Origin of the sequence: Streptomyces sp. ISL-36 (assembly GCF_018614205.1) — a bacterium.
In the GTDB taxonomy this organism is placed as follows: domain Bacteria; phylum Actinomycetota; class Actinomycetes; order Streptomycetales; family Streptomycetaceae; genus Streptomyces.
In genome coordinates, this window is sequence record NZ_JAGGOS010000012.1 from 1 (window position 1) to 18,493 (window position 18,493).

General features: G+C 72.3%; 18 protein-coding genes. 12 read left to right on the plus strand and 6 right to left on the minus strand.

Annotated features, from left to right (window positions below; translation table 11 throughout):
• From dnaE to J7E93_RS02275, 3 genes are all read left to right on the plus strand, one after another.
• Positions 1 to 2,979, plus strand: a 2,979-nt coding sequence (gene dnaE, locus J7E93_RS02265; protein ID WP_215065515.1) for a DNA polymerase III subunit alpha, incomplete at its 5' end; no start/stop codon positions are given.
• Positions 2,976 to 3,953: a hypothetical protein gene (locus tag J7E93_RS02270; protein WP_215065516.1), complete on the plus strand. Its 978-nt coding sequence runs from the start codon at positions 2,976 to 2,978 to the stop codon at positions 3,951 to 3,953. The genes dnaE and J7E93_RS02270, both read left to right, overlap by 4 nt.
• A gap of 192 nt (positions 3,954 to 4,145) precedes the next feature.
• Entirely contained in the window at positions 4,146 to 5,015 is an 870-nt protein-coding gene (locus tag J7E93_RS02275) for a triacylglycerol lipase (protein ID WP_215065517.1), read from the plus strand.
• Here J7E93_RS02275 and J7E93_RS02280 read toward each other — a convergent pair.
• A complete protein-coding gene (locus tag J7E93_RS02280; protein WP_215065518.1) occupies positions 5,012 to 6,064 on the minus strand; it encodes a lytic polysaccharide monooxygenase in 1,053 nt (350 codons plus the stop codon). The genes J7E93_RS02275 and J7E93_RS02280 overlap by 4 nt on opposite strands.
• Positions 6,065 to 6,237: 173 nt before the next feature.
• Here J7E93_RS02280 and J7E93_RS02285 point away from each other — a divergent pair, with 173 nt between their 5' ends.
• The gene (locus J7E93_RS02285) at positions 6,238 to 7,068 is read left to right on the plus strand and encodes a DUF72 domain-containing protein (RefSeq protein ID WP_215065519.1); all 831 of its coding nucleotides are present in this window, start codon (positions 6,238 to 6,240) and stop codon (positions 7,066 to 7,068) included.
• Here the strand turns inward: J7E93_RS02285 and J7E93_RS02290 are convergent.
• Positions 7,007 to 7,678 (minus strand): response regulator, encoded by a 672-nt coding sequence (locus tag J7E93_RS02290; RefSeq protein WP_215065520.1) that lies wholly within the window; start codon positions 7,676 to 7,678, stop codon positions 7,007 to 7,009. The two genes, J7E93_RS02285 and J7E93_RS02290, sit on opposite strands and share 62 nt — an antisense overlap.
• Before the next feature lie 121 nt (positions 7,679 to 7,799).
• Here J7E93_RS02290 and J7E93_RS02295 point away from each other — a divergent pair, with 121 nt between their 5' ends.
• From J7E93_RS02295 to J7E93_RS02315, 5 genes are all read left to right on the plus strand, one after another.
• Positions 7,800 to 8,783 carry a tripartite tricarboxylate transporter substrate binding protein gene (locus J7E93_RS02295; RefSeq protein ID WP_215065521.1) on the plus strand — a complete coding sequence of 328 codons (984 nt, stop codon included), beginning with the start codon at positions 7,800 to 7,802 and terminating at the stop codon, positions 8,781 to 8,783.
• Positions 8,780 to 9,319 (plus strand): tripartite tricarboxylate transporter TctB family protein, encoded by a 540-nt coding sequence (locus J7E93_RS02300; RefSeq protein ID WP_215065522.1) that lies wholly within the window; start codon positions 8,780 to 8,782, stop codon positions 9,317 to 9,319. Before J7E93_RS02295 ends, J7E93_RS02300 begins: the two co-directional genes overlap by 4 nt.
• A gap of 3 nt (positions 9,320 to 9,322) precedes the next feature.
• Positions 9,323 to 10,819, plus strand: coding sequence for a tripartite tricarboxylate transporter permease (locus J7E93_RS02305; protein WP_215065523.1), 1,497 nt, complete (start codon positions 9,323 to 9,325; stop codon positions 10,817 to 10,819).
• The gene (locus J7E93_RS02310; RefSeq protein ID WP_215065524.1) at positions 10,816 to 11,262 is read left to right on the plus strand and encodes a GNAT family N-acetyltransferase; all 447 of its coding nucleotides are present in this window, start codon (positions 10,816 to 10,818) and stop codon (positions 11,260 to 11,262) included. Before J7E93_RS02305 ends, J7E93_RS02310 begins: the two co-directional genes overlap by 4 nt.
• Positions 11,263 to 11,365: 103 nt before the next feature.
• Positions 11,366 to 11,779, plus strand: a complete 414-nt coding sequence (locus J7E93_RS02315) for a DUF6299 family protein (RefSeq protein ID WP_215065525.1) — start codon at positions 11,366 to 11,368, stop codon at positions 11,777 to 11,779.
• Here J7E93_RS02315 and J7E93_RS02320 read toward each other — a convergent pair.
• Positions 11,776 to 12,267: a DUF402 domain-containing protein gene (locus J7E93_RS02320; RefSeq protein WP_215065526.1), complete on the minus strand. Its 492-nt coding sequence runs from the start codon at positions 12,265 to 12,267 to the stop codon at positions 11,776 to 11,778. The genes J7E93_RS02315 and J7E93_RS02320 overlap by 4 nt on opposite strands.
• Positions 12,248 to 13,177, minus strand: a complete 930-nt coding sequence (locus J7E93_RS02325; RefSeq protein WP_215065527.1) for a GNAT family N-acetyltransferase — start codon at positions 13,175 to 13,177, stop codon at positions 12,248 to 12,250. Before J7E93_RS02325 ends, J7E93_RS02320 begins: the two co-directional genes overlap by 20 nt.
• 73 nt (positions 13,178 to 13,250) lie before the next feature.
• Here J7E93_RS02325 and J7E93_RS02330 point away from each other — a divergent pair, with 73 nt between their 5' ends.
• The gene (locus J7E93_RS02330; RefSeq protein ID WP_215065528.1) at positions 13,251 to 13,625 is read left to right on the plus strand and encodes a GntR family transcriptional regulator; all 375 of its coding nucleotides are present in this window, start codon (positions 13,251 to 13,253) and stop codon (positions 13,623 to 13,625) included.
• Between the two features lie 258 nt (positions 13,626 to 13,883).
• Here J7E93_RS02330 and J7E93_RS02335 read toward each other — a convergent pair whose 3' ends face one another.
• Positions 13,884 to 15,044 (minus strand): DUF5925 domain-containing protein, encoded by a 1,161-nt coding sequence (locus tag J7E93_RS02335; RefSeq protein WP_374105351.1) that lies wholly within the window; start codon positions 15,042 to 15,044, stop codon positions 13,884 to 13,886.
• A gap of 221 nt (positions 15,045 to 15,265) precedes the next feature.
• Here J7E93_RS02335 and J7E93_RS02340 point away from each other — a divergent pair, with 221 nt between their 5' ends.
• A complete protein-coding gene (locus J7E93_RS02340; protein WP_215065529.1) occupies positions 15,266 to 16,072 on the plus strand; it encodes an SGNH/GDSL hydrolase family protein in 807 nt (268 codons plus the stop codon).
• Here J7E93_RS02340 and J7E93_RS02345 read toward each other — a convergent pair.
• The gene (locus J7E93_RS02345) at positions 16,056 to 17,657 is read right to left on the minus strand and encodes a serine/threonine-protein kinase (RefSeq protein ID WP_215065530.1); all 1,602 of its coding nucleotides are present in this window, start codon (positions 17,655 to 17,657) and stop codon (positions 16,056 to 16,058) included. The two genes, J7E93_RS02340 and J7E93_RS02345, sit on opposite strands and share 17 nt — an antisense overlap.
• Before the next feature lie 346 nt (positions 17,658 to 18,003).
• On the opposite strand from J7E93_RS02345, the gene J7E93_RS02350 reads away from it, so the two are divergent.
• Positions 18,004 to 18,267, plus strand: a complete 264-nt coding sequence (locus J7E93_RS02350) for a hypothetical protein (RefSeq protein ID WP_215065531.1) — start codon at positions 18,004 to 18,006, stop codon at positions 18,265 to 18,267.
• Positions 18,268 to 18,493: the final 226 nt, after the last annotated feature.

Sequence of the window (18,493 nt, forward strand, 5' to 3'; positions counted from 1 at the left end):
CGGGCCGCCCGGCTGCTGGCCCCCTGGCGCGAGCGGTACGGCGACGCGCTGCGTCTGGAGGCCGTCCATCACGGCCGCTCGGGTGCGGGCCCCGGCTCCCTGCGGCTCGCCGCCCGTACCGTCGGCTTCGCGGCGGAGCAGGGCGTCCGCCCGGTCCTCGGCAACGCCGTCCGCTACGCCGACCCGGGCCAGGGCCCCGTCGCCGACGTCCTCGACTCCGCCCGCCGCCTGGTCCCCGTCGACCCCCGCAAGGAGCTCGACAGCGGTGAGGCCTGGCTCAAGGGCGCCGATGACATGCTGGCCGCCGCCGAGCGGATCGTCGAGGCCGCCGGATACCGCAGGGACACCGCGTACCGACTGCTCGAACAGACCCGGGCGGTCGCCGCCGACTGCCTGGTCGACCCCCAGGACGACCTCGGCATGGGCTCCGCCCACTTCCCCGAGCCGTACCTCGTCGGCGCCGAGCGCCGCACCGCCCAGCGCGTGCTGGCCTCCCGGGCCGCCGCCGGCATGGTGCTGCGCGGATACGACAGGCGTTCCGACCGGCGGGTGTACTGGGACCGGATGCACCGCGAGCTCGACATCATCGCCCACCACGGCTTCGCCACCTACTTCCTGACGGTTTCTCAGGTGGTGGACGATGTGCGGGGGATGGGGATCAGGGTGGCCGCGCGCGGCTCCGGCGCCGGCTCGCTCGTCAACCACCTCCTCGGCATCGCCCACGCCGACCCGGTCGAGAACGGGCTGCTGATGGAGCGCTTCCTCTCCAAGAACCGCACCGCCCTGCCCGACATCGACATCGACGTCGAGTCCGCCCGCCGCCTGGAGGTCTACCGGGCGATCATCGACCGCTTCGGCACCGAGCGGGTGGCCACCGTCGCCATGCCCGAGACCTACCGGGTGCGCCACGCGATCCGGGACGTGGGCGCGGCCCTGTCCATGGACCCGGCGGAGATCGACCGGATCGCCAAGGCGTTCCCGCACATCCGGGCCCGCGACGCGCTCGCCGCCCTCGACGAACTGCCCGAGCTGCGCGCCCTGGCGGGGGAGGTCCAGCGGGAGGGGGAGAAGTACGGGAAGTTCTGGGAGCTGGTCGAGGCCCTCGACAAGCTCCCGCGCGGGATCGCCATGCACCCGTGCGGGGTGCTGCTCTCGGACGCCTCGCTGCTCACCCGTACCCCCGTCGTGCCCACCAGCGGCGAGGGATTTCCCATGTCCCAGTTCGACAAGGAGGACGTGGAGGACCTCGGGCTGCTCAAGCTCGACGTGCTCGGCGTGCGCATGCAGTCCGCGATGGCCCATGCCGTCGCGGAGATCGAGCGGGCGGCGGGCGAGAAGGTGGACCTCGACGACCCGGAGCAGGTCGTGCCGGGCGACCCGGAGACGTACCGGCTCATCCAGTCCACCGAGACCCTCGGCTGCTTCCAGATCGAGTCGCCCGGCCAGCGCGACCTGGTCGGCCGGCTCCAGCCCGCCACCTTCCACGACCTCGTCGTCGACATCTCGCTCTTCCGGCCGGGACCGGTCGCGGCCGACATGGTCCGCCCGTTCATCGAGGCGCGGCACGGCCGGGTCCCCGCCCGTTACCCGCACCCGGACCTGGAGGAGGCGCTGAAGGAGACGTACGGCGTCGTCGTCTTCCACGAGCAGATCATCGAGATCGTACGGATCATGACCGGCTGCGGCCGGGGCGAGGCCGACCAGGCGCGGCGCGGGCTCTCCGACCCCGAGTCGCAGGGCCGGATCAAGCTCTGGTTCGCCCAGCGGGCGGAGCGGCGGGGGTACGACGACGAGACGATCGCCCGCACCTGGGAGATCGTGGAGGCCTTCGGTTCGTACGGCTTCTGCAAGGCGCACGCGGTTGCCTTCGCCGTACCGACGTACCAGTCGGCCTGGCTCAAGGCCCATCACCCGGCGGCCTTCTACGCCGGGCTGCTCACCCACGACCCGGGGATGTACCCCAAGCGGCTGCTGCTCGCGGACGCGCGACGGCGCGGGGTGCCCGTGCTGCCTCTGGACGTGAACCGGTCCGCGGCCGCCCATCGCATCGAACTGGTGTCTGAATCGCCACGGGTGTGGGGGCTCCGGCTTGCCCTCGCCGACGTCCATGGCATCAGCGAGGCGGAGAGCGCGCGGATCGAGGCGGGGCAGCCCTACGCCTCGCTGCTCGACTTCTGGGAGCGGGCCCGTCCGCGCAAGCCGGTGGCCGAACGGCTCGCGCAGGTCGGTGCGTTGGACGCCTTCGGCGCCAACCGCCGTGACCTGCTGCTGCATCTGACCGAACTCCACCGCGTCCAGCGCGGAGCCGCCTCCTACGGCGGTCAACTCCCCCTCGCCCAGGGCCGGAAGACCGCCCCCGTCGGGCTGCCCGACCTCGACGAGTCGGAGCGGCTCAGCGCCGAGCTGGGTGTCCTCGGCATGGACGCCTCGCGCCATCTCATGAGCGACCACCACGCCTTCCTGCGTGAACTCGGCGTGGTCTCCGCCAAGCGGCTGCGCGAGGCGGCGCACGGGCAGACCGTCCTGGTCGCGGGGGCCAAGGCGGCCACCCAGACCCCGCCGATCCGCTCCGGCAGGCGGGTCATCTTCACCACGCTCGACGACGGCACGGGCCTGGTCGACCTCGCCTTCTTCGACGACTCCCACGAGGCCTGCGCGCACACCGTCTTCCACTCCTGGCTGCTGCTCGTCCGGGGCGTGGTGCAGCGACGCGGCCCGCGCAGCCTCAGCGTGGTCGGGGCCGCCGCCTGGAACCTCGCCGAACTGGTGGAACTGCGGGCGAGCGGAGGCCTGGAGGCGGTGGGGGCGCGGCTCGCCTCTCCGTCGGAGAGCCCCGGCGAGAAGGCCGACAGCGGCCGTCGGATCAGGATGTCGACGGGGTACGAGATGAACCCCTGGGCGGATCTCCAGCCGGCCGGTGAGGGCGCGGCGACCCCGTCGCGGAAGTTGTGGCACAGCAGTCCGGGGAGCGCGGGATGATCCTCTGTGTACGGTTCCGGCTGGAACCGGCGCCTTTCGAAAGCGGAGGGGCCGAGGCGGTACTGCCGCGACTGGTGGAACTGCTGGGCGAGTTCACCCCGGTCGTCGAGGCCACCCCGCCCGACACCCTGCTCGCCGACGTGCGCGGCGCGCTGCGCTACTTCGGCTGGACCCCGACGGAACTGGCCTCGGTGGTACGGGTCAGGGCGCTCGCCCTGTACGGCGTCGACTGCGTCGTCGGGGCCGGCCCGAACCCGATGCTGGCCCGGATGGCGGCCCGCGAGGCCCGGCCCGGCGCCACCCTGGTCGTCGACGACCCGGCGGCCTTTCTGCGGGACCGCCCGGTCACCGTGCTCGACGGGGTCGGCCGCACCACCGCCCGTACCCTCTGCGCGTACGGACTCGACTCCATCGGCCGGGTCGCGGACGCGCCGCTCGCCGTGCTCCAGAGACTGGTCGGCGCGAAGGCCGGACGCGAGCTGGGGGAGCGGGCGCGGGGCATCGACCGCACCCCGGTCGTACCGAACGCGCTCTCCTCCTCGATGGCGGCCGAACGCTCCTTCGTCCGTGACGAGCTGGACCCGTCGGCCCACCGCAGGGCGCTGCTCTCGCTCACCGAGGAGCTGGGCCTGCGGATGCGGACGGAGGGCCAGGTGTGCCGCTCCCTGGCGGTGACCGTGCGGTACGCGGACCGGTCCACCACCGTCCGTACCCGCACCCTGCCCGAGCCGACCGCGCACGCGGCGGCGCTCACCGCTCTCGCGTACGCGATCCACGAGTCGTTCGGGCTCCAGCGGGCCCGGGTGCGGGGAATCGCGCTGCGCGCCGAAGGGCTCGCCCCCGCTGAGGGGGCCGCGCATCAGCTGACCTTCGACCCGGCGGACGAGAAGGCCCGGCGGATCGAGGCGGTGGCGGACCGGGCGCGGGCGAAGTTCGGCCCGCGGGCGGTGCTGCCCGGCTCACTGGCGGCCTGACGTTCGGCCGTCGGACGGGCGGCCCCTACTCCTTATTGACGAGAAGTCAGTTTTTACCGACGCGTAACTTCCCCGGGCGGACCACCCGTGCGTAGCTTGGCATGAGCAGAGCATCCCCACTTGTGGTCCGGGCCGCAGGGCTTCCTGCCATCGTTCCGTCTGATTTCCCTTGAGCCGCAAGGAGATCGCCCGATGCTGCCCTGGAAACACGCGTTCAGAGCGTTGTCCGTCCTGCTGCTGACCGCCGCCGCCACCCTCGCCCCCACCGCCTCGGCCCAGGCCGAAACGGCCGGCGCCGCCCCCAGCCGGGGCTGGAACGACTTCTCCTGCAAGCCCTCCGCCGCGCACCCCCGCCCGGTCGTCCTCGTCCACGGCACCTTCGGGAACTCCGTGGACAACTGGCTGGCCCTCGCTCCGTACCTGGTCGACCGCGGGTACTGCGTCTACTCGCTCGACTACGGCCAACTGCCGAACGTGCCCTTCTTCCACGGGCTCGGCCCGATCGACGCGTCGGCCGAACAGCTCGACGCGTACGTGGACAAGGTGCTCGCGGCCACCGGAGCCGCCGAGGCCGACCTGGTCGGCCACTCGCAGGGCGGCATGATGCCGCGCTACTACCTCAAGTTCCTCGGCGGGGCCGAGAAGGTGCGCGCGCTCGTCGGGATCGCCCCCGACAACCACGGCACGACCCTCCTCGGCCTCACCGCGCTGCTGCCGCACTTCCCCGGCGCGGAGGACCTGTTGAACGAGAACGTCCCCGGCCTCGCCGACCAGATCGCCGGCTCGCCCTTCCTCGCCGAGCTCAACGAGGGCGGGGACACGGTGCCGGGCGTCACCTACACGGTCATCGCCACCCGATACGACCAGGTCGTCACCCCGTACCGCTCGCAGTTCCTCGCCGGCGACGACGTCACCAACGTCCTCATCCAGGACAAGTGCGCGCTGGACCTCGCGGAGCACGTGGCGATCGGGACGGTGGACCGGGTCACGTTCCACGAGGTGGCCAACGCCCTCGACCCGGCCCACGCGACGCCGACCACCTGTCTGTCCGTGATCGGTTAGCGGCTGTGGCGGCCCGCCGGCAGCGACCTGCGGCGGACCGTCGCGAAGAGCACGCTCGCCCCGAGCGCCAGGACGGCGGCGCCACCGACCGCGATGTACGGGGTCGTGGCGTCGCCCCCGGTCTCGGCGAGGTTCTCGCCCGAGCCGGCGGCGGCGGGCTCGTTCGACCCGTTCGGCCCGTTCGGCGCGGCGGAGGCGGCCGGCGCGGCCGGTGCGGAGGAGGCGTCCGTGGGCTCGGTCGTCGCGGCCTCCGTCGCGGGCGCGGCGGCGGTCTCCTTCGCCCCGGTCTCCGCCTTGTCGTCCCCGTGCCCACCGTGCTCGACGGAGGACTCCTCCTTGCCGTCCTCGATCTGGGCGTCGGTCGGCGGGGTCGCGGTGGGAGCCGGAGCCGTACCCCCACCGCCCCCGTTGTCCGCGCCGAAGACGACGTCGGAGCAGGTGTAGAACGCCTCGGGGGAGTCGGAGCGCTGCCAGATCGAGTAGATCAGATGCCGGCCGGACCTGGCCGGCACGGTGCCGTCGAAGACGTAGTCACCTCCCTCCATCCGCGGGTCGGTCACCGTGGCGAACGGCTTCTCCTCCAGGTCCGACCACTTCAGCGGCTTCGAGGGGTCGTAACCCTCCTTGGTGACGTACAGCTCGAAGGACCCCTTGTGCGGAGCGGTCCCCTTGTAACGGAAGGTGTGCTTCCCGGAGTTGAGCCTGCTCGCCGGCCAGTCGCCGCGGGCCAGGTCGAGCCCCCGGTACTTGTCGTTGCCGGCGCTGCACAGCTCACCGTCCGGGATCAGCTCCCGGTGCTTGCCCGCCGCGTTGGCGATGTTCACCGCGTTCCAGTCGTAGAACGCCTGCGCCCCGCTCGCCGCCACGGCGGCCTTGCACGCCGCCGACTCCGGGCTCTCCGGCCCCTCCGCGTAACAGGCCGAGACCCGGCTCACCGGATCCGTCATCGACCCGTGCGCGGCGGCCGCCCCGGCGGCCAGACCGACCAGCGCGAGCGGCGCGACGCCGAGACCGAGAACGGTGCCTGCCGTGCGACGGCGAGCAGTCATGAGGAGCACTCCTTCACGAGGGGGGGGTGGGGGAACGCTCAGCAAGCTAGCCGCCGGAAACCCGGAAAACGGCTGCCGGAACGGGGTGCCGGCGATCCTTATGGTCGCTTTAAGGAGCCGCTAAGCGGCACAATAGAAAGCCCGGCGGGGCTCCCAAGAAGGTGGATCGGACCATGCCCGTTCTCGTCGGAACCTCGGGGTGGCAGTACCGGGACTGGCGCGGGGTGCTCTACCCGCCGACGACCCCGCAGCGGCTCTGGCTGGAGGAGTACGCCCAGGCCTTCGCCACCGTCGAGAACAACAACGCCTTCTACCGGCTGCCCACGACCGAGATCTTCCGCTCCTGGCGGGACCGGACGCCGTCGGACTTCGTCATGGCGGTCAAGGCCAGCCGCTATCTGACGCATCTGAAGCAGCTGCACGATCCCGAGGAGCCGGTGGGGCGTCTGCTGGACCGCGCGGCCGGGCTCCAGGATCGGCTGGGACCCGTGCTGCTCCAGCTGCCGGCCCGGTTCCGGGAGAACGTCGAGGCGCTGGACGCCTGCCTGAGCTGCTTCCCCGACGACGTCCGGGTGGCCGTGGAACTCCGTCACCCCTCGTGGTGGGAGGCGGAGCGCGGGCTGCGGGCGGTGCTCGAGCGGCACGGCAGCGCGCTGTGCTGGGCCGACCGCTGGTCGCGCCCGGTGACCCCGCTGTGGCGGACCGCGCCCTGGGGGTACGTACGGTTCCACGCCGGCCTCGCCCAGCCGCCGCCCCGCTACGGCCGGCAGGCGCTCGCCTCCTGGGCCGGGCGCCTCGCCGACGCCTGGCCGGACGAGGCCGAGGTGTACGCCTACTTCAACAACGACACCGGCGGCGCGGCGATCGTCGACGCCGCCCACTTCGCCCGTGCGGTGGCCGCGCTGGGGCGGACCGTGACCCGTACGCCGGGCCCGCCGGCCGTCAGCCGCCGAGCCGCCGGTAGCGCCGCTCCGGGCGGCCCGTCCCCCCGTACCGCAGGGTGATCTCCGCGCGGCCCGTCTCCGCGAAGTACTCCAGGTAGCGGCGGGCGCTGACCCGGGACAGGGAGCCCGCCTCCGCGCACTCCGTCGCCGACAGGCCCTCCGGGTGGGCCCTCAGAATGCCGTCCACCAGGTCCGCCGTCGGGGCCGCGAGGCCCTTGGGGAGCTCGCGGGAGCCGGGCGGGCGGGTCCCGAAGATCTGGTCCACGTCCTCCTGGCGGGCCTCGTCCAGCCCGTCCAGGCGGCTGCGCAGCGACGCCACGTGCCGCAGCTGCTCCTGCAGGGCCGCCTGGTTGAACGGCTTGATCAGATAGTGCAGCGCCCCCGCGCGCAGCGCCGAGCGGATCATGCCCGCGTCCCGCGCCGCCGTGATGAACAGGGCGTCGACGGCCAGCCCCGTCCCGCGCAGCTCCCGCAGCACACTGATCCCGTCCATGTCGGGCAGGAAGATGTCGAGAAGGACCAGATCGGGGCGCAACCGGTCGGCGGCGCGCAGCGCCTCGGCACCGCTGTGCGCGACCCCGACGACGGAGAAACCGTCCACAGTCGACACATAACGGCTGTGCAGCTTCGCGACCATGAAGTCGTCGTCCACCACCAGCACTTTTGTCACGCCGACACGCTAGGTCGCGACCACAAGGACCACAACGTCCGTTGATTGCGGAAGAGAGACAGCTTCTTAACGCGCAGGCAACATGTGGGCCACTTCACTCACCTACCGAGAGGCGGCACACGTGCGTCTGCGCACTCCCCTCGCCCTGCTCGGGGCGGCGCTGCTGGTGCTCGTGGGGCCGCCGCTGCTCTCTCCCGGCAGCGGCTCCGACACCGGCACCCAGATCCCCGGCCTGCGGTTCATGGTCCCCAACACACCCGGCGGCGGATACGACATCACCGCCCGCACCGCGGCGAAGAACGCCGAGGACGCCGGTCTCACCTCCGACATCGAGGTCTTCAACCTGCCCGGGGCCGGCGGCACCGTCGGCCTCACCCACCTCGTCGGCGAGCACGGCAACGGCCGGCTCGCGATGTCCATGGGCCTCGGCGTCGTCGGAGCCGTCCACACCAACAAGACCCCGAAGACCCTCGCCGACACCACCCCGATCGCCCGGCTCACCGAGGAGCAGGACATCGTCGTGGTCGGCAAGAACTCCCCGTACAGAACCATCCAGGACCTCCTCGCGGCCTGGAAGAAGGACCCCGGCAAGCTGCCCGTCGGCGGTGGCTCCTCGCCCGGCGGGCCCGACCATCTCGCCCCGATGCTGATGGCCCGGGCCGCGGGGATCGCGCCGTCGAGCGTCAACTACATCCCCTTCGACGGCGGCGGCGAACTCCTCGCCTCCATCCTCGGCAACAAGGTCGCCTTCGGCGTCTCCGGCGTCGGCGAGTACCTCGACCAGATCAAGGCCGGCGAACTGCGGCTGCTCGCCGTCACCGGTCCCGAGCGGGTCCCCGGACTCGACGCACCCACCCTGCGCGAGGCAGGTCTCGACACCGAGTTCACCAACTGGCGCGGGATCGTCGCCCCGCCCGGCCTCTCCGAGGCCGAGCGCGACAAGCTCGTCGGCCTGGTGCGGAAGCTGCACGACTCCCCGCAGTGGCAGGAGTCGCTGAAGAAGAACGGCTGGGACGACGCCTTCCTGCCCGGGGAGGAGTTCGGCTCCTTCCTCACCGCGCAGGACAAGCAGGTCGGGTCGGTACTGAAGGAGCTGGGACTGTGACCACGCCCACGACAGCGAAGACGCCGGCGAAGAGGCCGGCGACGAACTCCTGGCTGCGCGAGCACTCCGAGCTCGGCGTCGGCCTGCTCCTCCTCGCCCTCGGTGTCCTCGTCCTCACCGACGCCCTCACCATGACCGTCGACATCGCCCAGCGCGGCCCCGTCGGCCCCAGGACCGTCCCCGTCGTCGTCGGCACCGGCCTCCTCGTCGTCGCCGTCCTCCTCACGATCGACGTCCTGCGCGGCGGCCGCGGCGAGGCGGAGGGCGGCGAGGACGTCGACCTCTCCGAGCCGAGCGACTGGCGCACCGTCCTCCTCCTGGCGGGCGTCTTCCTCGCCTTCGCCGTCCTCATCGGCCCCGTCGGCTTCCCGGTCGCCGGAGCCCTCCTCTTCTGGGGGGCCGCCTACGCGCTCGGCAGCCGCCACCTCCACCGCGACCCCCTCATCGCGGCCGGCCTCTCGCTGCTCACCTACGCCGTCTTCAACAACCTGCTCGGAGTCCCGCTGCCCGGCGGCCCGCTGATGGGAGTGCTCTGACCCATGGACTCACTCAACTCGCTCATCGACGGATTCGGTACGGCGCTCACCCCGATGAACCTGTTGTGGGCCGCCATCGGCGTGCTCCTCGGCACCGCCATCGGCGTCCTGCCCGGCATCGGCCCCGCCATGGCCGTCGCCCTGCTCCTCCCGGTGACCTATGGGCTCGAACCGACCGGCGCCTTCATCATGTTCGCCGGCATCTACTACGGAGCCATGTTCGGCGGCTCCACCACCTCGATCCTGCTCAACACACCCGGCGAGAGCGCGGCCGTCGTCGCCGCCATCGAGGGCAACCCCATGGCCAAGGCCGGCCGCGGCGCCCAGGCACTGGCGGCCGCCGCCATCGGCCACTTCACCGGCGGCATGATCGGCACGCTCCTGCTCGTCGCCCTCGCCCCGACCGTCGCCGCGCTCGCCGTCGACATCGGCGCACCCGACTACTTCGCCATCATGGTCCTCGCCTTCATCGCGGTGACCTCCGTCCTCGGCTCCTCCCGCATCCGCGGCCTCGCCTCGCTCCTCATCGGCCTCACCCTCGGCCTGGTCGGCCTCGACCAGATGACCGGCCAGCAGCGCCTCACCTTCGGCTCGCTCCAGCTCGCCGACGGCATCGACGTCGTCATCGTCGCGGTCGGCCTCTTCGCCATCGGCGAGGCCCTGTGGGTCGCCGCCCATCTGCGCCGCACGGCGGGCGAGGCCATCCCGGTCGGCCGTCCGTGGCTCGGCAAGGACGACGTCAAGCGGACCTGGAAGTCCTGGCTGCGCGGTCCCGTCATCGGCTTCCCGTTCGGAGCGATCCCGGCCGGCGGCGCGGAGATCCCGACCTTCCTCTCGTACGTCACCGAGAAGCGGCTCTCGAAGCACAAGGAGCAGTTCGGCAAGGGCGCCATCGAGGGTGTCGCGGGGCCCGAGTCCGCCGCCTCCGCCTCGGCGGCCGGCACGCTCGTCTCCATGCTGACCCTCGGCCTGCCCACGACCGCCGTCGCGGCCGTGATGCTCGCCGCCTTCCAGCAGTACGGAATCCAGCCGGGCCCGCTGCTCTTCGAGCGCGAACCCGACCTGGTCTGGGGTCTGATCGCCTCGCTCTTCGTCGGCATGGTCCTGCTGCTCGCGCTCAACCTGCCGCTCGCGCCCCTCTGGGCCAAGCTGCTGCGGATCCCGCGCCCGTACCTCTACGCCGGCATCCTCTTCTTCGCCGCCGTCGGCGCGTACGCGGTGGGCGGCGAGGCGCTCGACCTGGTCATCCTGCTGATCATCGGCCTGATCGGCTTCGGCATGCGGCGCTACGGACTCCCCGTCCTGCCCGCCGTCATCGGTGTCATCCTCGGCCCGGCCGCCGAGCAGCAGCTGCGCCGCGCGCTGCAGATCAGTGACGGCTCGCTGACGGGCCTGGTCGACACGCCCTTCTCCGTCACCGTGTACGCCGTGATCGTCGTCCTGCTGGCCTGGCCCCTGCTGAAGAAGGTGATCATCCGCCGCCGTAATGTGACGGTATGACACATGCACTGCCCCGCCCCGCCGTTGCCGCCGACGTACCCGCGGTGAAGGCCGTGACCGACGCGGCCTTCCACCACTACATCGAACGGATCGGTCTCGTACCGGCCCCGATGGAGTACGACCACGCGGCGAACGTGGCCGCGGGGAGGGTGTTCGTCGTCGGCGATCCGGTCGTCGGCCTCGTGGTGGTGATCCCCGAGGCCGACCACCTCTATCTGGACGAGATCGCCGTCCACCCCGACGCCCAGGGGACGGGCCTCGGCCGCACCCTGCTGACCTGGGTGGAAGAACACGCCCGCGAGCTCGGCCTGCCCGAGGTCCGGCTGCTCACCAACGCGATGATGTGGGAGAACCAGAAGCTGTACGAGCGGTACGGATACGAGATGGCCGAGCGGCGTCAGGACGGACCGTACGACCGTATGCACTACCGCAAGCGCGTCTGACCGGTCCAACTCGCCCTCAAAAGGGTTAGTTTCGGACATCGGGCGGCTCGATCCGATATCTCTGGCGGACAACACCACCCCCCACCCCGAAGGGATCCCACCCATGCGCGTCCGCCTCGCCCTCGCCGCCGGTACCCTCCTCGTCGCCGCCGCCGCGACCGCCGCCCATGCCGCACCGGGAGACGACCTCGCCGTCGACGCGTACGGAACCGTCGCCACCGACGGCACGGTCACCGTCTCCGGCACCTACCGCTGCACCGACGACAGCGCCGGCCCCGTCTTCGTGAGCAGCACGCTCGTCCAGGAGGACCGTTCCGCCAGCATCGGCGGCACCCGCGCCGTCTGCGACGGCCAGGTACGCACGTGGTCCAACTCCGGCGTCGTGAAGGAGCCCGTCTACCGAGCGGGCGCGGCCCGGGTGAAGGCCACCCTGATGCAGCTCACCACCAGCGGCCCCCTGGGGCTGCCGCTGCCCGGATTCCGCGTCGCCGAGGACGCGGAGGTGACGCTGGGCTAGCCCAGCAGGTCCAGCAGGCCCTCGCGGCCCAGGACTTCGAGCTCGTCGAGGGCGACGACGGCGCGGGCGGCCGCCTCCGGGTCGGTGACCGCGAGGCCGCTCGCCTGGAACTCGTCCTCGTCGAGCCGCAGCACCTCGCTGCCGTCCGCCGACACCCACAGATCCAGGTCCAGGTCCTCGACCACCACCTCCGTGCCGTCCCCGTCGCCGCCGACCGCGGCCGGCCGGGTGATGTCGCAGTACCAGCCCTTGAGCGCCCCGTCGGCGGAGCGGACCTCCTTTACCGCGTACCAGCGGTCGCGCCAGTAGTGCTCCACGAAGACGTCGCCCGGCTCGAACCGTACGAAGCCGAAGTCCCGTACTCCCTCGGCGGCCCAGGGGGCGCGGACGGTCAGCCGGGTGCCGTCGTCGGCGAGCACCTCGGCGGGATACCGGATCTTCGTCCGGCCCGCCTTCACCAGCGTCACCTCAACCGAGCGTGCGGACATGACGTACCTCCGTCGCACAGATCGCGTAGCCGAACCATGTGTTGATCGCCAGCATCGGCTCGTTGCCGGCGTCGTTCCCGGTGAACGCCTCCGTACAACCGGCGGCCCGCGCCCGGTGCAGGGAGTGGTTCTTGACGAGCTTGGCCAGCCCGCGCCCACGGAACGCCGGGTCGGTGCCCGTCATCGCCGTGGAGTAGCGGCCCCGGCCGTCGGTCTGAGCGGCGCTGAACGCGGCGGGGCGGCCGTCGACGAGGGCGACGACCGTCAGTTCGCGGTCGAACAGCGGATGGTTCCAGGTGGTCGCCAGCCAGTGCTCGTAGTCCGTCAGCTCGGCGCCGACGTCACCCGGCTCGTCGGCGGTGGTCAGCGCGTCGAGGACGAACAGCGGACGGGGATCGGCGGCGAAGTCGGCGGCGGTCCGCAGCTCGACGCCGGCCGGCACCTCCTGGAGCGGCGGCAAGGCGGCGGCCGTCAGATCGAGCCGGAGGAAGTGCGCGGAGCGGCGGGGAGCGTAGCCGTGGCGGGCGGCGAAGGCGCGGTACGCCGGCTCGTCGAGCACCCAGCTGTAGAGCGTGGTCGCCCCGCGTTCGGCGAGGTGCTCCTCGGAGGCGCGCACCAGGAGCGTCCCCGCGCCGAGGCCGCGCTTCTCCGGGTGCACGTAGACGTTGAGGGAGCCGACGCCGGGCTCGGGGGCGTCGTGGGCGATGCGCAGCTGCGAGGTGCCGATGATCTCCCCGTCGACCTCGGCGACCAGCGGGCGCTCATGGGCGTCGGGATGGGCGTGAGCCCAGTCGAAGGCCATCTGCTCGGCGCAGGCGAGCATGAAGGGGAGCGCGGCGCGCCGGACTCCGGCGAAGCCCGCCGCGTCCTCGGGGTCCTCGGGCCGTACGGCACGGACGATCACAGTCATGGTGTCGCACGCTACGTGCGGGCGGTGCCGGGGCGCCTCCCATTTTCCCGGGGAGCGGGGGCAGAATCGGGCCGTGACATTGCGAATCACCGTGGACACGGACTCCCCGACCGCTCCCTACGAACAACTGCGCGCCCAGATCTCGGAGCGGGCCCGCTCCGGGGCCCTGCCGGTCGGCTACAAACTTCCGACGGTACGGGGCCTGGCGGAGGAGCTGGGCCTTGCGGCGAACACGGTCGCCAAGGCGTACAAGTCGCTGGAGGCCGACGGGGTGATCGAGACGCGTGGGCGCAACGGCACGTTCGTCGCGGCGGCGGGCGACGCGGCGTCCCGGCTGGCGGCGACGGCGGCGGCGGCCTACGCGGGCGAGGCGCGCCGCCTGGGCCTGAGCCGGGAGGAGGCGACCGCGGCGGTGCTGGACGCGCTGCGGGCGGCGTACGGGGGGTGACCGTCCCGCGAGTTCCCGCGAGTTCCCGCGCGTTTCCGCGCGTTTCCGCGAGTTCCCCGGAGTTGCCGGGAGTTCCCGGGAGGGCGCCTGTCGCGGGGCGCGGTGACCTCGCGACGGCCGTCGTGGGCATGCGTTCCGCGGGCGCGGATACGGGCGGCCAGACCTCGACGCCGAACGGCGCCTGTTCCAGGCCCTTCGGCGCGTGCGTCCGGTGGCACCGCACACGGCCCGCCACGTCCGTACCGGCCGAGGCCACGTCTACAGGTACAGCCCCGCCTCCGGGGTGCGGGACTCGGGGACGCCCGGCCGAGGGGTCCCGCGGCGCAGCGCGTACAGCTCCGCCAGCGTCGCGCCCTCCCGGCCCACGGTCTCCTCCAGGTCCGGGACCTCCCTGCCGAGCCATGCCGCGGCCTCGTTGCGGGTCAGCGCGCCCACCTCGATGCGGGCCAGGCACCGCCCCGGACGGACCACCGCCGGGTGCAGCCGCTCCAGATCCTCGTTGGTCGTGACGCCGACGAGGACGTTGCGGCCCTGGCCGAGGAGTCCGTCCGTCAGGTTCAGCAGCCGGGACAGCGCCTGGCCCGCCGTGTGCTTCGCCTCGCCGCGGATCAGTTCGTCGCAGTCCTCCAGGAGGAGCAGCCGCCACCGGCCCTTCGCCGTGCCCTCGTCCTCGCCGATCGCGATGTCCATCAGATACCCGACGTCGTTGAAGAGCCGCTCCGGGTCCAGGACGCAGTCCACCTGGCACCAGTCGCGCCAGGACCGGGCGAGTGTGCGCAGCGCGGACGTCTTGCCCGTCCCCGGCGGCCCGTGGAGCAGCAGCAGCCGACCGGCGATGTCGTCCGGGGTGACCTTCATCAGCCGGTCCATCGCGTCGGCGACGGGCGCCGTGTAGTTGGGCCGGATCTCCTCCCAGGTGCCGGCGCTGATCTGACGGGTCGTACGGTGCGGGCCGCGCCGGGGCGAGACGTACCAGAAGCCCATCGTCACGTTCTCGGGCTGCGGCTCCGGTTCGTCCTTCGCGCCGTCCGTCGCCTCCTTGAGGATCCTCTCCGCCAGCTCCGCCCCGGTCGCGGTCACGGTGACGTCCGCGCCCCGGTTCCAGCGGGAGATCAACAGAGTCCAGCCCTCGCCCTCGGCGAGGAGGGCGCTGCGGTCGTCGTCCTTGGCCGCGCGCAGCACCTGCGCACCGGCCGGCAGCAGCGTCGCGGCCGGCTTCACCCGGTCCAGGGTGGTGCCGTGGGAGTGCGGCTGCTCGCCCGTCGCGAAGCGGCCGAGGAAGAGCGCGTCGACGACGTCGGCGGGCGAGTCGCTGTCGTCGACGGTGAGCCGGATCGGCAGCGCCCGCTGCGGCTCGGACGGCGCGGCGGGCTCCGATGGGGTGGCAGACATGGCGACCATGATCCGGCAATCGGGCATTGAGTGCACAGTGTTTTGAAGGGGACGATCCGCGGGTCGCGCGGGGCGGCGGGGCGCTCCGTTGCTCGCGTGCCGGATGATCCATCAGCTGGCCGGAATGCGATGGTCCCTGACGGGGTGTCGGCAGGTTCTCGCCAAATGTTCTTGGCATGAACACTTCCAGCAGGCCGAATGCGCTGCTACTACCTAGTAACGCAGAGATCCTGCTACAGGGAGGTTCCATGAAACTGTCCCGATTCGCGGCATTCTCGTCCTCGCTCCTGCTCGGCGCCGTTCTCGCCCTCACCGGGGCGGGGACCGCACAGGCCGCAGAAACCGCCGCACTTGACTATGTGGCGCTCGGCGACTCGTACTCCTCCGGTGTCGGAGCCGGGAGCTACGACAGCGTCAGCGGCGACTGCAAGCGCTCCACGCGCGCCTTCCCCGTCCTGTGGGCCAACGCCAACTCACCCTCGTCGTTCGCCTTCACCGCTTGCTCGGGCGCCCGAACGGGTGATGTCACGAGCAGTCAGCTCGGACCCCTCTCCGCCGCCACCGACCTGGTCTCCCTCACCGTCGGAGGCAATGACGCCGGCTTCGCGGACGTCATGACCACCTGTGTCCTCCAGTCGGAGGCCACCTGCATCAACCGTGTGAATCAAGCCAAGAGCTATGTCGACACCACGCTCCCCGGCAAGCTCGACGCGGTGTACACGGCCATCAGGAACAAGGCCCCCAACGCCCGGGTCGTCGTCCTCGGCTACCCCCGCTTCTACAAGCTCGGCGGCAGCTGCGTCGCCGGACTGAGCGAGAACGAGCGTCGCGCCATCAACGACGGCTCGGACTACCTCAACGCGGCCACCGCCAAGCGCGCGGCCGACCACGGCTACACCTTCACGAGCGTCGTCCCCGCCTTCACCGGACACGAGATCTGCTCCGGCTCGGCCTGGCTGCACAGCGTCAACTGGCTCAACATCGGCGAGTCGTACCACCCCACCGCCTCCGGACAGTCCGGCGGCTACCTGCCCAGCTTCAGGGCCGTGGTGTAGGGGACCCACTCGGGGAGGTGGCCCCGCCCGTCGGGGTCGCCTGCTCGCAGGTGACCGAGAACCCCACCCAGTTGGAGTGCGTCTCGACCGGTGCCCGGACCTCCACCCGGATCCGGTCGCGACGCGTCTCGCCCGCGCGGTACGTCAGCTCGGTGTGGTCGGCCCGCTTCTCCTTCGGGCCGCCCGCCGCGAACTCCATGGTCTGCCAGCCACCCGCCGTGCTCTCGCCGCTCTCCGTGACCCAGCGGTACTCCACGGAGGCGGGCGTGCGCCCCACGGTGAGCGTGGCGGCGAAGGCCGGAGCGGCGGAGGCCGGTGGCGGACAGGCCCCGGAGTAGCTCCCGCGCACGGCCCTCACGTACACCAGGACCGTCGGCGCGGGCGGAGGTCTGCTGCCCGTCGCGGTCGGGACCGGACCGCTCGTGGTGGTGGGCGTGGCGGGGGAGCTGCTCGGAGCGCCGCCCGTGCTCGTGGCGGGCGCGCTGCTCGTGGCGCCGCCGCCCGGAGCCGTGCCGCTTCCCGGATCCTCGTCCCGCAGCAGCGCGTACGTCAGTACCGCCACGGCCAGCAGCAGAAGGACGACCCCGGTCGCGAGCACCGTCACGGCGCGCCGCTCGGTGCGCTGCCGCCGGTCCTCGTGGGGCGGAGGAGGAAAGGACGGAAGAGGCAGGGGCGAAACGGGCAGCGGGGATGTCGCCCCCGGCCCGGGCTCGGGGATCGGGAGCACGACCGGTCCCGGCCCGTGCGGATCCGCCCGCACCGGCCCCGACAGCGGCGCCCCGCCGGCGGCCACCTGGCGCAGCCGCTCCTCCGCCTCGGCGGCCGACAGGCGCTCGATCGGCTCCTTGCGCAGCAGCCCCTCGATCACCGGGGCCAGCGGCCCCGCCCTGCGCGGCGGCGGAAACTCCTCGTCCACCACGGCGCGCAGCGTGCTCAGCGGAGTGTTCTGACGGAAGGGGGAGTCGCCTTCCACCGCGGCGTAGAGGAGCACGCCGAGCGACCACAGGTCCGAAGGAGGGCCCGGTGTGCGACCCAACGCCCGCTCGGGCGCGAGGAATTCGGGCGAGCCGACCAGCTCCCCGGTCATCGTCAGCGGGGACGCGCCCTCCACGGCGGCGATGCCGAAGTCGGTCAGGACGGCGCGCCCGTCGTTGGCGAGCAGGACGTTGGCGGGCTTCACGTCCCGGTGCAGGACCCCCGCCTCGTGCGCGGCGCGCAGCGCGGCCAGCACGTCGGCGCCGATCAGGGCGGCCCGGCGCGGCGGCATCGGGCCCTCCGCGTCCAGCACCTCGGAGAGCGTGAGTCCGGGGATCAGCTCCATCACGATCCAGGGGCGGTCGTCGTCGGTGGCCACGTCGTAGACCGTCACCACGTTGCGGTGGGTGATCCGGGCGGCCGCCCAGGCCTCCCGTTCCAGCCGGGCGTAGAGCCTGCGCACGTCCGTCGCGGCCAGCCCGGCCGGGGCGCGGACCTCCTTCACGGCGACGTCGCGGCCCAGCGCCTCGTCCCTGGCGCGCCAGACGGTACCCATGCCGCCCTCGCCCAGGACGTCGAGGAGCCGGTACCGCCCCGCGATCACGGTCATGGCGCGTCTCCCGTCAGCCGTCGGCCGGTGGAGCATTCCTGCCCCCGTCGTGGCCACTTCGAACTCCGCGCGGAACGCCCCGGGGTGATCTTGGTGGTGGAGATCACACTCCGTCAGATATGCCCGGCCGAGGGCCTGTCGTGCAGGATGGTTCGTGGTGGTTCGCCTGGTGTCGGCGGGCGTCCGGACGCTGTCCAACTCACCCTGGAATCAGAAGGATTCGGACAGTAGTCGTCAACACCCGTACGAGTGCGGTGAATCCTGACGCCGGGATACACGAGTGTCACAGCGGAGCGATAGGGTTAACCTGCCCGGGCCGGGTGCCCTCGTCAGGGTGGGGAGTGACATGGAACAGATAGCAATGCGGAGCAGGCCGCGAGTGCCTGCCATCACGTGCGGGAGCAGCGCGACCAGTTCGCGGCTCGACCGCCATCTCGCGGTACTGGGCGGCCCCGCCGTACCACAGCGCGAGGCGGCCGAGGCGACGCTCCTGATGCGCGAACTGACGTCGCGTGACCTCACGCACAGTCGTCGCAGCAAGAGCGCGCGCGTCTCGCTCTTCGCACCACTGCGCCGACTGCGCCGCTCGCTCTTCGGCAGCCACCGCTAGGTCGGCCGCAGGCCGCCCGCCGCACCCGACCGGTCGGGCCGGGACCCGCGCGCTCTCACGCGCACCCGCCCGCTCCTCGCTCGGCCCGACCGTGCCCGCCGACGCTCCGCCGGACGTGTCCCCACCCGTCCGGCGCCGCCGTATCCGCTGTCCGTGACCGTTCACGCCGCCCGAGGTGAGGCGGTCGCCGCTCCGGCCCGACTCTCCGCAGGCCCGCGCCGTCCCG

Excerpts from the sequence above, each read along its gene's own strand:
- J7E93_RS02270 (WP_215065516.1), top strand. The coding sequence starts at position 2,976 with ATGATCCTCTGTGTACGGTTCCGGCTGGAACCGGCGCCTTTCGAAAGC.
- J7E93_RS02275 (WP_215065517.1), top strand. The coding sequence starts at position 4,146 with ATGCTGCCCTGGAAACACGCGTTCAGAGCGTTGTCCGTCCTGCTGCTG.
- J7E93_RS02280 (WP_215065518.1), bottom strand. The coding sequence starts at position 6,064 with ATGACTGCTCGCCGTCGCACGGCAGGCACCGTTCTCGGTCTCGGCGTC.
- J7E93_RS02285 (WP_215065519.1), top strand. The coding sequence starts at position 6,238 with ATGCCCGTTCTCGTCGGAACCTCGGGGTGGCAGTACCGGGACTGGCGC.
- J7E93_RS02305 (WP_215065523.1), top strand. The coding sequence starts at position 9,323 with ATGGACTCACTCAACTCGCTCATCGACGGATTCGGTACGGCGCTCACC.
- J7E93_RS02310 (WP_215065524.1), top strand. The coding sequence starts at position 10,816 with ATGACACATGCACTGCCCCGCCCCGCCGTTGCCGCCGACGTACCCGCG.
- J7E93_RS02315 (WP_215065525.1), top strand. The coding sequence starts at position 11,366 with ATGCGCGTCCGCCTCGCCCTCGCCGCCGGTACCCTCCTCGTCGCCGCC.
- J7E93_RS02320 (WP_215065526.1), bottom strand. The coding sequence starts at position 12,267 with ATGTCCGCACGCTCGGTTGAGGTGACGCTGGTGAAGGCGGGCCGGACG.
- J7E93_RS02325 (WP_215065527.1), bottom strand. The coding sequence starts at position 13,177 with ATGACTGTGATCGTCCGTGCCGTACGGCCCGAGGACCCCGAGGACGCG.
- J7E93_RS02335 (WP_374105351.1), bottom strand. The coding sequence starts at position 15,044 with ATGCCCGATTGCCGGATCATGGTCGCCATGTCTGCCACCCCATCGGAG.
- J7E93_RS02340 (WP_215065529.1), top strand. The coding sequence starts at position 15,266 with ATGAAACTGTCCCGATTCGCGGCATTCTCGTCCTCGCTCCTGCTCGGC.
- J7E93_RS02345 (WP_215065530.1), bottom strand. The coding sequence starts at position 17,657 with ATGACCGTGATCGCGGGGCGGTACCGGCTCCTCGACGTCCTGGGCGAG.
- J7E93_RS02350 (WP_215065531.1), top strand. The coding sequence starts at position 18,004 with ATGGAACAGATAGCAATGCGGAGCAGGCCGCGAGTGCCTGCCATCACG.